Annotated in this window: 12 protein-coding genes; 6 read left to right on the forward strand and 6 right to left on the reverse strand. The window is 69.9% G+C overall.

The genetic code is table 11. The features are described from left to right. Positions 1-2: 2 nt before the first annotated feature. The 4 genes from FXF68_RS06400 to FXF68_RS06415 all read right to left on the reverse strand — a co-directional run bounded on the left by FXF68_RS06400 (position 3) and on the right by FXF68_RS06415 (position 4,686). Positions 3-1,160 carry a thiolase domain-containing protein gene (locus tag FXF68_RS06400; protein ID WP_148757918.1) on the reverse strand — a complete coding sequence of 386 codons (1,158 nt, stop codon included), beginning with the start codon at positions 1,158-1,160 and terminating at the stop codon, positions 3-5. Beyond that, on the reverse strand, positions 1,153-2,196 hold the full coding sequence (locus FXF68_RS06405; RefSeq protein ID WP_148757919.1) for a thiolase domain-containing protein: 1,044 nt from the start codon (positions 2,194-2,196) through the stop codon (positions 1,153-1,155). Before FXF68_RS06405 ends, FXF68_RS06400 begins: the two co-directional genes overlap by 8 nt. Further along, positions 2,193-3,059 carry an OB-fold domain-containing protein gene (locus tag FXF68_RS06410; protein WP_187437759.1) on the reverse strand — a complete coding sequence of 289 codons (867 nt, stop codon included), beginning with the start codon at positions 3,057-3,059 and terminating at the stop codon, positions 2,193-2,195. Before FXF68_RS06410 ends, FXF68_RS06405 begins: the two co-directional genes overlap by 4 nt. Before the next feature lie 67 nt (positions 3,060-3,126). Further along, complete coding sequence (locus FXF68_RS06415) at positions 3,127-4,686, reverse strand: acyl-CoA synthetase (RefSeq protein ID WP_148757921.1); 1,560 nt, start codon at positions 4,684-4,686, stop codon at positions 3,127-3,129. 155 nt (positions 4,687-4,841) lie between these two features. Here FXF68_RS06415 and FXF68_RS06420 point away from each other — a divergent pair, with 155 nt between their 5' ends. From FXF68_RS06420 to FXF68_RS06435, 4 genes are all read left to right on the forward strand, one after another. Beyond that, positions 4,842-5,654, forward strand: coding sequence for a crotonase/enoyl-CoA hydratase family protein (locus tag FXF68_RS06420; RefSeq protein WP_148757922.1), 813 nt, complete (start codon positions 4,842-4,844; stop codon positions 5,652-5,654). 115 nt (positions 5,655-5,769) lie between these two features. Next, entirely contained in the window at positions 5,770-6,039 is a 270-nt protein-coding gene (locus FXF68_RS06425; RefSeq protein WP_148757923.1) for a hypothetical protein, read from the forward strand. Continuing rightward, positions 6,036-6,272 (forward strand): type II toxin-antitoxin system RelE/ParE family toxin, encoded by a 237-nt coding sequence (locus FXF68_RS06430; RefSeq protein ID WP_281292134.1) that lies wholly within the window; start codon positions 6,036-6,038, stop codon positions 6,270-6,272. Before FXF68_RS06425 ends, FXF68_RS06430 begins: the two co-directional genes overlap by 4 nt. A 247-nt stretch (positions 6,273-6,519) precedes the next feature. Continuing rightward, positions 6,520-6,888, forward strand: a complete 369-nt coding sequence (locus FXF68_RS06435; RefSeq protein ID WP_187437760.1) for a hypothetical protein — start codon at positions 6,520-6,522, stop codon at positions 6,886-6,888. 49 nt (positions 6,889-6,937) lie between these two features. Here the strand turns inward: FXF68_RS06435 and FXF68_RS06440 are convergent, their stop codons facing one another. Together FXF68_RS06440 and pgfA are read right to left on the reverse strand one after the other, a co-directional pair. After that, complete coding sequence (locus FXF68_RS06440; protein ID WP_148757926.1) at positions 6,938-8,047, reverse strand: NAD(P)H-dependent flavin oxidoreductase; 1,110 nt, start codon at positions 8,045-8,047, stop codon at positions 6,938-6,940. Positions 8,048-8,142: 95 nt separating this feature from the next. Then, positions 8,143-9,177, reverse strand: coding sequence for a cell envelope lipid trafficking protein PgfA (gene pgfA / locus FXF68_RS06445; protein ID WP_148757927.1), 1,035 nt, complete (start codon positions 9,175-9,177; stop codon positions 8,143-8,145). Positions 9,178-9,278: 101 nt separating this feature from the next. Here pgfA and FXF68_RS06450 point away from each other — a divergent pair, with 101 nt between their 5' ends. Next, a complete protein-coding gene (locus tag FXF68_RS06450) occupies positions 9,279-10,019 on the forward strand; it encodes a class I SAM-dependent methyltransferase (RefSeq protein ID WP_148758227.1) in 741 nt (246 codons plus the stop codon). Next, positions 10,016-11,254 (forward strand): acyltransferase family protein, encoded by a 1,239-nt coding sequence (locus tag FXF68_RS43675; protein ID WP_246178360.1) that lies wholly within the window; start codon positions 10,016-10,018, stop codon positions 11,252-11,254. The genes FXF68_RS06450 and FXF68_RS43675 overlap by 4 nt, the downstream gene beginning before the upstream one ends. Positions 11,255-11,904: the final 650 nt, after the last annotated feature.

Raw genomic sequence — 11,904 nt, forward strand, 5'->3', positions numbered from 1 at the left:
CCTCAGGGCTTGTCGCTGCCGACGATCCACATCGCGAAGAACTGCGCGCCGCCGCCGTAGGCGTGGCCGAGCGCGCGGCGGGCGCCGTCCACCTGGTGGTCGCCCGCCAGCCCGCGCACCTGGAGGGCCGCCTCGGCGAACCGGATCATCCCGGACGCGCCGATCGGGTTGGACGACAGCACGCCGCCGGACGGGTTCCACGGGATGTCGCCGTCCAGCGCCGTCGCGCCCGCCTCGGTGAGTTTCCAGCCCTCGTGCTCGCCGCAGAAACCGAGGTTCTCCAGCCACATCGGCTCGTACCAGGAGAACGGGACGTACACCTCGGCGCAGTCGAGTTCGCGGCGCGGGTCGCCGATCCCGGCCTGCCGGTACACGTCGGCCGCCGCGTCCTTGCCGCCCTGCGGGCTGACGGAGTCGCGCCCGGCGAACATCATCGGCTCGGAGCGCATCGACGTCCCGTGCACCCAGGCCGGTTTCGCCGGGGCCTTCTTCGCCGCGTCCTCCGAGGCCAGGACCATCGCGCAGGCGCCGTCCGAGGACGGGCACGTCTCCAGGTAGCGGATCGGCTCCCACAGCATCGGCGTCGACTCGACCATCTCGCGGGAGATGCCGGGGATCTTCAGGTGCGCGTACGGGTTCCTGAGCGCGTTCTCCCGGTCCTTGACGGCGACGAGCGTGCCGATGTGGTCGGGCGCGCCCGACCGGCGCATGTAGGCCCGGATATGGGGCGCGAAGTAGCCGCCCGCGCCCACGACCAGCGACGTCGTGAACGGCGAGTTGACCGTGAGGGCCCACGTCGCGTTCGACTCCGACTGCTTCTCCCACGCGATCGTGAGGACGCGCTCGTGCACCCCGCCCTGGATCAGCCCCGCCGCGACGATCGCCGTCGACCCGCCGACCGACCCGGCCGTGTGCACCCGCATGATCGGCTTGCCGGCGGCGCCGAGCGCGTCCGCGAGGAACGTCTCCGGCATCAGCACGCCCTCGAACAGGTCGGGTGCCTTGCCGACCACGACGGCGTCGATGTCCTTCCAGGTCAGCCCGGCGTCGTCGAGGGCGCGGCGGGCCGCCTCGCGGAGCAGCCCGGCCATCGACACGTCCAGCCGCTTCGACTTGTAGGCCGTCTGCCCGACGCCGATGACCGCGCAACGCTCACCCATGCTCTTCTCCCGACAGCACGCAGACGAGGTTCTGCTGGAGGCAGGGGCCGGACGAGGCGTGCCCGAGCGCCCGCGTCGCCGTCCCGCCGTGGATCCGGGACGCCGCCTCCCCGATCCGGATCAGGCCCGCCGCCATCATCGGGTTCGCGGACAGCGCACCGCCGGACGGGTTGACGGCGACGTCGCCGTCGTCGAGGCCGAGGGCCTCTTTGAGGATCAGCTCCTCGTGGCTGAACTGCGCGTGCAGTTCGGCGACCTCGACGCCCGCCGCGCCCGCCTTCTCGCCCGCGATCCGCGCCGACTCCGAGCGGGTCAGGTCGCGGACGCCCGGCGAGTGCGGCTCGGTGCGATGGTCGATCCCGGTGATCCAGGCGGGACGTTCACACAACTCACGAGCCCTGTCCCCGGACGCGAGGACGATCGCCGCCGCCCCGTCGGTGATGGGCGCGACGTCGTACGGACGCAGCGGGGCGACGTCGTATTCGTCGCCTTCGGGCTCCGGCAGGTGAAGGGCGAAAGGGTTGTCGCGTCCGGCTTGGCGAGAACGTGCGGCCACTGCGCGCAGATCGTCCTCGGTGGTGCCCGACCTTTCCAGGTAGGCGCGGGCTTGGAGCGCGGCTAGCGATACCGCGTCGATTCCGAGTGGCGCCAGGTAGTACGGGTCGAGCTGCTGGGTGAGGATCGTGCGCAGGTCTCCTTGGGACGATTTCCCGAACCCGTAGACGAGCGCCGTGTCGATGTCGCCGTGCAGCAATCTGACCCAGGCTTCGTACAGGGCCCAGGCGGCGTCCATTTCGACGTGGCTTTCCGAGATCGGGGGCCAGGCTCCGACCGCGTCCAGTGCCGAGACGAATGCGAACGGAGCCCCGGCGAGATAGTCGCACGAGCCTGAGCAGGTGAAGCCGAATTGTCTGAGACCGGTCTTCTGTTTTATTTCGGTGATGACGGGGGCGAGCATCTCGATCTCGGCCAGGCCCTCGTCCTCGGCGCTGTGCCGGGTCTGCGCGAACGCGACCACGGCGATCTCGCGCGTCATGTGTAATCCTTGATCTCGTCGAAGGGGACATCTGGCTCGTCAAGCGGCTCGAACCATTTGATGTTGCCCATGCTCGGTTCCCATTCCTCGCGCGGACGCCAGGCCGCCTTCACCCGCATGCCCATCCGCACCTGGTCCGCCGGAATTCCCGCGACGAGCGTGAGCATCGTCAGGCCCGCGCCGTCCAGCAGCACGTAGGCGGACACGAACGGCACCTCGGGCGCGCGTGGCTCGGGAATGTTGTTGACGGCGAACGTGGTGACGGTGCCGGTGTCGGGCAGTTCCACCTCTTCGGTCGTCGGGACGCCGTCGCGCGGGCACAGCCCCTTCATCGGGACGATGACCTGCTCGCACACCGGGCACCGATGGCCCAGGATCTTCCCCTGCGAAATGCCCTCAAGGAAGCGCTGCAGCGCCTTCCCGCCTTTCAGCGAGTACTCCAGGCGCGTTGGCGCGTTCATCATCGTGACTTCGGGCTGGAAGCATTCGATGTCGCCGATTCCGCCATTGCGTTCGGCGCGCCAGCGGGGGCGCACGCGCATTCCCGTCTTGAGGAAGCGGGGCGGTTTCGCGCCCTCCTCGAAAACGCCGACGTCGAGTGCGTGCAGCAGGGCGGTGTCGGCGCCGTCCGGCCGGACGAGCGCCCACGCGAACGGGCGGTCCAGCGGATGCCCCTTCGCCGGGCGCGGCACCCACGACCACGTCGTGACCGTCCCGGCCGGGCCGACCTCGACGAACTCGCCGGTCACGTCCTCACCGGTGTCCGGGTCGTGCTCGGACGGCGGGACGAGCACCCGGCCCGCCGCCGTCCGGACGCCGACCAGCCGCCCGTCGCGCAACTCGCTGAGGAACCGTCCGATCACCGGGCCGACCGAGCGCGTATAACCCCCCGGGAATTCCAGGACGTGGTTGACCTCAGATGGCCCCGTGCTAAATGGCACTGTCGCGGTCCTTCCAGTACGGCTCCCGGAGTTTGCGCTTGAGGAGTTTTCCGTTCGGCTCGCGCGGCATCGTCTCGATGAAGTCGATCGACTTCGGCCATTTCATCCTGGCGAGCCGTCCCTCCAGGGAGGCGAGGATCTCGGCGGCGAGCGCGGGGCCCGGCTCCACGCCTTCTGCGGGCTCGACGACGGCCTTGATCTGCTCGCCCCATTCGTCGTCCGGGATGCCGAAGACGGCGACGTCCGCGACCTTCGGATGCAGGACGATCTCGTTCTCGATCTCGGCCGGGTAGATGTTCGCGCCACCCGAGATGATCAGGTCGGCCTTGCGGTCGGACAGGAACAGGAACCCGTCATCGGTCAGATAGCCGATGTCGCCGACGGTGAAGAAGTCCTTGAGCCGGTTCTCCTTCGTCTTCTCCTCGTCGCCCTTGTACTCGAATTCGACCCCGGCCATCTTCATGTAGATCGTGCCGTGGGTGCCGTTCGGGACGGGGTTGCCGTCGTCGTCCACGATGAGCAGTTCGCTGATCGGCCAGGCGTTGCCGACCGTGCCGGGATGGGCGCGCCAGTCGGCGGGGCTCGCGATCGTCCCGCCGCCCTCGGTCGCCGCGTAGTACTCCCAGATGCAGTCGCCCCACCAGTCGAGCATCCGCTGCTTGATCGGCACCGGGCAGGGCGCCGCCGCGTGGATCGCGTGCTTCATGCTCGACACGTCGTACCGGGACCGGACGTCCTCCGGCAGCGCCAGCAGCCGCTTGAAGTGGGTCGGGACCATGTGGGTGTTGGTGACGCGGTAGTCCTGGATGAGCCTGAGGGTGTCTTCGGCGGTCCACTTGTCCATGTAGACGAGGGTGTGGCCCATGTGCAGGGCGGTGCCGCCGAACTGGGTGACGGCGGTGTGGTAGTTCGGCGAGGTGATCAGGTGCGCCTCGTGCTCGCCCCCCGCCGGACGTCCCGCCGCGATGCCGAAGAAGCTCAGCAGGAACGTCATCAACTCGGCGCTGTCGTCGGGGTCGAGGCCCATCAGCGCGCGCTTGACGCCCTTCGGACGCCCGGTCGTCCCGGACGTGTAGTGCATGGTCGCGCCGTTGGTCCGCTCGTCAGGGAGGGTGTCGGGCTGCCCGTCGACCAGTTCTGCGTACGGGCGGAAGCCGTCGACGTCCCCGAACGCGAACCGGCAATGCGCCTCGATCTCCTCGCCCGCCCGCGCGCCCTCAGCCGCGTACCGCTCGTGGACGAAGAACGCCTTCGCCTCGCTGTCGGCGACGATGTACCCGATCTCCGGCCCGGTCAGGTGCCAGTTCACCGGCGTGTAGTACCAGCCCGCCTGGAGCGCCGCCAGGTACAGCACCAGTCCCTCGGACCCGTTCGGCACGAGCCCGCAGAACCCGTCGCCCGCCTCCAGGCCGAGCCCGCGCAGCCCGTGGACGAGCCGGTTCGCGCGGGACAGCAGCTCGCCCGCGGTGTGCTCCGTCCCGTCCGGGTCGACGGCCGCGACCCACCCGGGATCGGCCTGCGCCAGCCGCCAAAAGCCCAATGACCCCATCGGATCTCCCTCGATGACCACGGTGAGCGCCGTCCCCCGGCGGACGCCCCGGCGGGCAAAAGTAGATCACGTTCTCGTTTTGCAGATCAAGCCCTACCGACCAAGGATCACTTTAACTAGAATCTGTTCTCGTTTGACATCCACCTGGAGGACCCATGGCGGACCTGCTGCCGATCAGCACCGAGCACTGCGTCGTCGAGCGCGACGGCCACGTCGTCACCGTCACGATGAACCGTCCCGAGGCGCGCAACGCGCTCAGCTCCGCCATGCTGGTGGGCCTCGCGGACGCCTGGACCTACATGTCCGAGACGCCGGACGTCCGCGTCGGCATCCTCACCGGCGCCGCCGGCACCTTCTGCGCGGGCGCCGACCTGAAGGCCATGGCGCAGCAGCCGTCCGACCCCCGGATCCGGGAGCGCATGGCCGAGATCCCGAACTTCCACTGGAAGGGCCTGCTCCGCGAGGGACGTCCGACCAAGCCCCTGATCTGCGCGATTGAGGGCTACGCCGTCGCGGGCGGCACCGAACTCCTCGTCGGCACCGACCTGCGCGTCGTCGCCGAGAGCGCCACCCTCGGCCTCTACGAGGCGAAGCGCGGCCTTTTCCCGATGGGCGGCTCCGCGATCCGCCTCCCCCGCCAGATCGGCTACGCCAACGCGATGGACATCCTCCTGACCGCCCGCTCGGTGACCCCCCGCGAGGCACTCGCGATGGGCCTGATCAACAAGATCGTCCCGGACGGCACGGCCCTCGCCGCCGCCCGCGACCTCGCGGACCAGATCGCCGCCTGCGGCCCGCTCGCCGTCCAGGCCATCCTGCGCACCTACCGCGAAACCGAACACCTCCCCGAAGAGGCCGCCCTCAAGATCTCCGACGACCACGGCTGGCCCGTCATAGCCTCCGAAGACGCCAAGGAAGGCTCCCGAGCCTTCGCCCAGAAACGCCCCGCCGTCTTCAAAGGCGAGTAATCAACAGAGCGTAGCCATTCAACCACGCTTCGATGGTATGTTCGACCAGGAGAGCGGGCGGCCCGGCCCGCGCCGCCCCCTGGATGAAGAACGAACCATGAGTACGCTGGCGACCATGAGCGCGGAACCGACCGGACCCACATCGGACGTCCCCAGGACAGACGAGTACGAGGTCATTCACCTGGGCGGCGAGGCAGCGGCGATCGTCCCACTAGATGACCTCAGACGGCTCAAGGCGCTGGAACGAGCAGCCACACCGGAGGCGCTGGAGGAGGCCGAGGCCGCCGCCGCGTTCGCCGCGCTGGACGAGTGGGAGGCCGCCGGACGTCCCGGCGCCGTCTCCCACGAGGAGTTCATGACGGAGATCCTCGGCACCGACAAGTGAAGATCGAGTGGTCACCGCAAGCGCGGGAGACAATGCGCCGCTACATGCATGACCAGGAGGGCATGCATGCCATCGCCGCTGCGGTGGGCGAACTGATCGATAATCCGAGCCCCCCAGAGGCGTTCGCCTGGGGCAAATCCGACTTCAGGCTTCGGGTCGGCCCATACCGGGTGTTGTACCGCGTCAGTGGCGGCATCGTCTACGTCGCCCACGTAAGCCGCACGACGAGTTGAGCGGCGGGGCCCGACCCTACGCGGCCGGAGTCTCTCGTCTTGCGCAGCACTGGCGATGAGCTGACAGCGAGGTGATTCGCGTTTTCTCTCTAGGTTGATTGGAGATTTCGGACCGCCCCAAAAGGGGGTCGGGTTTATGGAAGGCCGGGCGTGGCAGCGGTTAGGCGAAGCGAGTCACGGAAGGACTGAGCTGGCCATGGCCTTGCATATCGGACGTAGGCGGCACGAGCCACCGGCGGATGAGGCGGTGCCGCGGCGGAGCCTCTGGCATCGGCGGACGGCGGCGACCGACGAGACGGCGAAGGCGGGAGCCGGGAGGCGCAGGGCGCCGCGGTGGCTGCGCAGCAGGCACAACCCGGTGAGCGCGATGATCCTGGCCGCGGGCTGGGCCGCCGTCGTGATCCTCGCCCTCGGCATGCTGCTGACCTGGGGCGACGCCAACCCGGGCAACACGCTCGTGGACGCGACGCTCGACGCCGGACGCTGGCTCGCCACCCCGTTCCACGACGTCTTCACGCGGAGCGATCCCGACGAGCAGCTCTACATCAACTGGACGCTCGCCGGAGTGGTGTACTACGCCCTCGCCCGCACCCTCTCCTGGATGACGAGGTTCTGACGACCCGGGAGCCCCGGCCGCGAGCAGCGCGCGGCCGGGGCTCCGGCGCTCAGGAGTCGGTGATGGCGTTCAGGCGGGTTATGGCTTCTACGTATTCGTCGATCAGGTCGTAGATGACCTGGGCGGACGGTTTTATCTGGTTCATGGAGCCGACTATCTGGCCTACGGGGAAGGTGACCAGTTCGCCGTCGCCGGAGCGGGAGATGCGGGGGAGGGCGTCGGCGATCAGCATGAACTGCATGGGCATCGGGAGGTAGCCCGGGGAGTTCTCGCTTTCCCACGCCTCCGTCCAGGCGGTTTTGAGGAAGCGGGCGGGCTTGCCCGTCCAGGCGCGGGAGCGGACGGTGTCGCGGGACGTGGCGTTGAGGAGTTTCGGGAGGGCGCGTTCGGGGGTGTCGGCTTCGGCGACCGTCAGCCAGATGGAGCCGGTCCAGACGCCGTCGGCGCCGAGGGCCATGCCCGCGGCCATCTGGCGGCCGCGGCCGATGCCGCCCGCGGCGAGGACGATCGTGTCCTCGCCCACCGCGTCCACGACCTCGGGGATCAGGACCATCGTGGCGACGTCGCCGGTGTGGCCGCCCGCCTCGGTGCCCTGCGCGACGATGATGTCGACGCCGACGTCCACCTGCTTGCGGGCGTGCCGGGCGTTGGACGCGAGGCCCGCGACCTTCACGCCGTGCCGGTGCGCCTCCTCCACGACGTCCGCCGGGGGCGGGCCGAGGGCGTTGGCGAGCAGGGCGATCGGGTGCTTGAGCGCCACCTCGACCTGGGGGCGCGCGGTCACGTCCGTCCAGCCGAGGAGGGCCTTGCCCGCCTGGTCGGTGGGCGGCTCGACGCCGTGCTCGGCCAGGAGGTCTTCCAGGAACCTCTTGTGCTCGGCCGGGATCATCCCCTGGAGTTTCGCGAGCAGTTCCTCGGCGTCGCCCATGTCGGCGCCCTCGTACTTGGCGGGCATGACGACGTCCACGCCGTAGGGCCTGCCGCCGACGTGCTCGTCGATCCACGCGAGTTCGAGTTCGAGCTCCTCGGGGGTGAAGTGCAGGGCGCCGAGGACGCCCATGCCGCCTGCGCGGCTCACCGCCGCGACCACGTCGCGGCAATGACTGAACGCGAAGATCGGGTACTCGATGCCGAAAAGTTCGGTGACTCGTGTCCGCACAACCCCGACCCTAGGCGGGGGAAGGCAAAACTGCAACAGGTTCTAGTTGTGTTGGGCGTCGTCAGGTCACGTCAGGGCTTTGGGTAGAACACGTATCAGGGAGTGGGGTTGGGCGTGGTGCTCGCCGCCGGGGCGGGCGGGGGCTGGTCGGCGAACTTGCCGTCGGCTCGGCGCGGGGTGGCCGGGGCCGGAGGGGCTGCGGGGCGGACGAAGGCGAGGGAGAGGCCGACGAACAGGAGGATCAGGCCGAAGAAGACACCCGCCCCGGGGATGTAGCTGCGCAGGAGGTCGATCTTCAGCGCGGTCGAGTTCGCCATGTCGACCAGGTTCCGCTGGTCCTTGTCGATGGTGATGAGGTCGGCCTGCGCGACGATCATCGAGCCCTTGCCGTTCGGCGTCCGGACGGTGCTGCGGATGTTCTGCCGGTGCTTCACGGGGATGCCCGTACGCGGGTCGACCCAGACGGTGTTGTACGCCTCGGTGTATCGGTCGACCTTCTGGTTTCCCGCCTTCTCGGGGAGGCCGAGCATCTTGGCGGGCATCTTGACGTCCAGCCGGGCGGTCTTCGTCAGCGGGATCGTCTGGGTGAAGCGGTACGCGGGGAGGCCGTGGACCTCTTCGACCGCGTTGAACCGCATCGGCGCCGACTGCCGCGTCGTCATGTCGTAGAACGGGTAGTCGCGCTTGTGGACGTTCGCGATGGGGAACAGCAGCCCGTACCCGGACATCCGGACGCGGTTGTCGCCGTCGACGTTGGAACCGCAGCAGTTGGTCAGCTTCCCGGTGCGGCGGTCGAACGCGATGCGGAAGCCCTGGATCTGGACGGGCTTGTCGGGCTTGGCCTGGTTGTAGATGTTGGTGGTGGAGTCCCAGACGGCGATGTCGCCGTTGCCCTCGTTCGCGCGGACGTCGCCCCGCACGGTGTTCTTCGCCAGGAGGGTGACGTTCTTCTTCAACTTGAGGTCGGACTCGTCGAAGTACGTGGAGCCCTTCGATTCCAGGGACGTCACCTGGTAGCGGTTCAGCGGCGCCACGACGACCCGGTCGGCCACATAGAAGCGGACGAGGGGCGCGAGTGTCAGCAAGAACGCGCCCAATCCGATCAGGATCAGGCCGACAGGTCGCCGCATGGACCACCTCCACGGGGGGCTACTGCCCGGTACCCTACCCCTGCCAGCGCCCCCTACCTCCCGCGATCGCCCCGCTCCCCCGGACCCTCAGCGAGGTGCCCATGCCGTCCACCGAGCGCCGTGCCACGCTGGGACGGTCGGTGCGGCTGCTGAGCGCATTCCGCAAAGAGCAGACCGAGCCGGACCATTTCTACGGCCTGATGGCCCGCGATACCGTCGCGCTCCTCGGCGCCTATGTCGGCTTGGACGGGATGACCGTTCTCGACGTTGGCACGGGCACCGGGCATTTCGCGCGGGCGCTCGCCGACGCGGGCGCGCGGTGCGCGGGCGTCGACCATTCTTTGGCTGAACTGACCTCGCTGGGCGTTCCCGCGCCGAACACGATCGCGGCCAGCGCGCTCGCCCTTCCGTTCCGGACGGGTTCCGTCGGCGTGTGCTTCTCGTCGAATGTGCTGGAACACGTCGTCCGGCCGTGGCGGATGGCGGACGAAATGGTGCGCGTGACGAAGCCGGGCGGGACGGTCTTCCTGTCGTTCACCAACTGGCTGTCCCCGTGGGGCGGCCATGAGACCTCGCCTTGGCACTACTTCGGCGGCGACCGGGCGGCGCGGCGCTACGAGCGGCGGAACGGGCGTCCGCCGAAGAACCTGTACGGCCAGAGCCTGCATCCGGTGTCGGTGTCGGCGGCGCTGGAGTGGGCCCGGGGGCGCGCCGACGTGGGCGTCCTGGACGCCCTGCCCCGCTACCATCCGCGCTGGGCGGAGGGGATCGTTCGCGTTCCCGGGCTGCGGGAGATCGCGACGTGGAATCTCGTCCTGGTGCTGCGGAAGAAGGGGACGTGAAGTCCGCCGTCGAGGCGGCCGATACGGCTGCGCCGCCGATTTCCGGGCATCAGGACACGTTCGACGGTATCCGGGCCGTGGCGGCGTTGTGCGTTCTGGTGTTCCATGTGGCGAGCGCGGCCGGGTCCGTTACGAATCCGGCCGGGGTGCGGTGGCTTTACAACGGCGGACAGGTCGGCGTTCCTATTTTCTTCGCGCTTTCCGGCCTGCTGCTTTACCGGCCGTGGGCGGCGGCCGTCCTGAATGGGCGCCCCGCACCGCGCGCTGGTGAATACCTGCGAAAGCGGGTCTTCCGCATTCTGCCCGCCTATTGGGTCCTGGTCGTCGTCTTTATGCTCACGGCGGGACGCGACCACGTCGGCGACCCGCTCACCTGGGCGTCGCTGCTCACGCTCACGCAGACCTATCTGCCGGACGCCTGGTGGAATGGCGACCTCGGCCCCGCGCACCTCGGGCAGATCTGGAGCCTGGCCGTCGAGGCGGCCTGGTATGTCGCGCTGCCGTTCACCGCCGCGCTCCTCGCCTGGTACGCGCGGCGCGGGCCGGGCGGCGGCGTCGGCGTCCGCGCGCGGCGACTGCTGACCGGTATCGGCGTGTACGCGGCGCTGTCCCTGGTCTGGACGGTCGTCATGTTCGTCCCGGATCGGCATTCGCAGGCCGGACTGTGGCTTCCGCGGTACTTCGCCTGGTTCGCGATCGGGATGGCGCTCGCCGTGGTGACGGTGTGGGCGCGGCTGGACGAGCGCGCCGCCGTCCTGTGCCGGGCGGTGTCCGACTCGTGGGCGGCGTGCTGGACGGCGGCGGCCATGCTGTACGTGGTCGCGGCGACGCCCGCCGCCGGGCCGCTCACCCTCCAGACGCCGGACGCGTTCTGGACGGCGGTTCTGCACGTGATCGTCCTCGGGCTGTGCGCGGCGGCGCTGGTCGCCCCGGTCGCGCTGGCCCCGGCCGGGCATCCGGCGCTCGGCCCGGTCCTCGGCAATCCGGTGATGCGGTTTCTCGGGCGGATCTCCTACGGCGTGTTCCTGTGGCAGTTGCTGATCATCGTGGCCTGGTACGAGGCGGCGGACCGGGGCCTTCGGGGAAACGTCGCGACGGACCTTCCGCTGCTGGCGGCGGCGTCCATCGCAGCGGCGAGCCTGAGCTACTACCTGGTGGAACGTCCGGTGCGGGCGCTGACCCGCCGCCGGGATCCGGCCCGTCCGCAGGACCCTGTCCGGGCGCCGTCCAGCTGAGCGCGATCGGCCCGCCGGGGCCGCCGCCGGACGGCCGGGGCCGCCACAACTCGGCCGCCACCCGTCCCACCACGGCGACTCCGAGGAGCTGCGGGACGACGTCGCCGAGCAGGCCGGACGGCGACGAGGGGTCGGCGATCACGTCCAGCCAGGCTCCGGCGGCGAGGCAGCCCGTCCCGGCGAGCATCGCGACCGCGACCGGCCACGGGGACGCGGCGGCCCGCGCGACGGCGGACCCGCGCCCGCGCGCGAACCCGCATCCGGCCGCGACCACCGTGGCGACGGCGAGGCCGGGCGCCCCGGCGATCCAGCCGCCGAGCGCGGCGGCGAGCCCGACGGCCGCCCACGCGGGCCACCCCGTCCCCGCCACGGGCGCCAGGCGCCGGTCTCGGCCCCGTCCCCCCGGCCAGACCCCGACGAACACCAGCATGAGCAGCAAGGACAGCCCTCCGACGACCGCGAAGCGCTGCGCCCGGTCCGGCCCATAGGTCAGCTCGACGACACCGCGCGTACCCGCCGGGACGAGCCACCCCTGCTTCCACCCGTCCAGCCGAACGGGCCGCAGCGCCGCTCCACCTACGCTCGCACGCCACCCATCATTGAAGTTCTCGTTCACGACAAGAAACGAAGCGGCAGCGGCGCTCACCTCA

This window comes from Actinomadura decatromicini, assembly GCF_008121305.1.
Lineage (GTDB): Bacteria > Actinomycetota > Actinomycetes > Streptosporangiales > Streptosporangiaceae > Spirillospora > Spirillospora syzygii.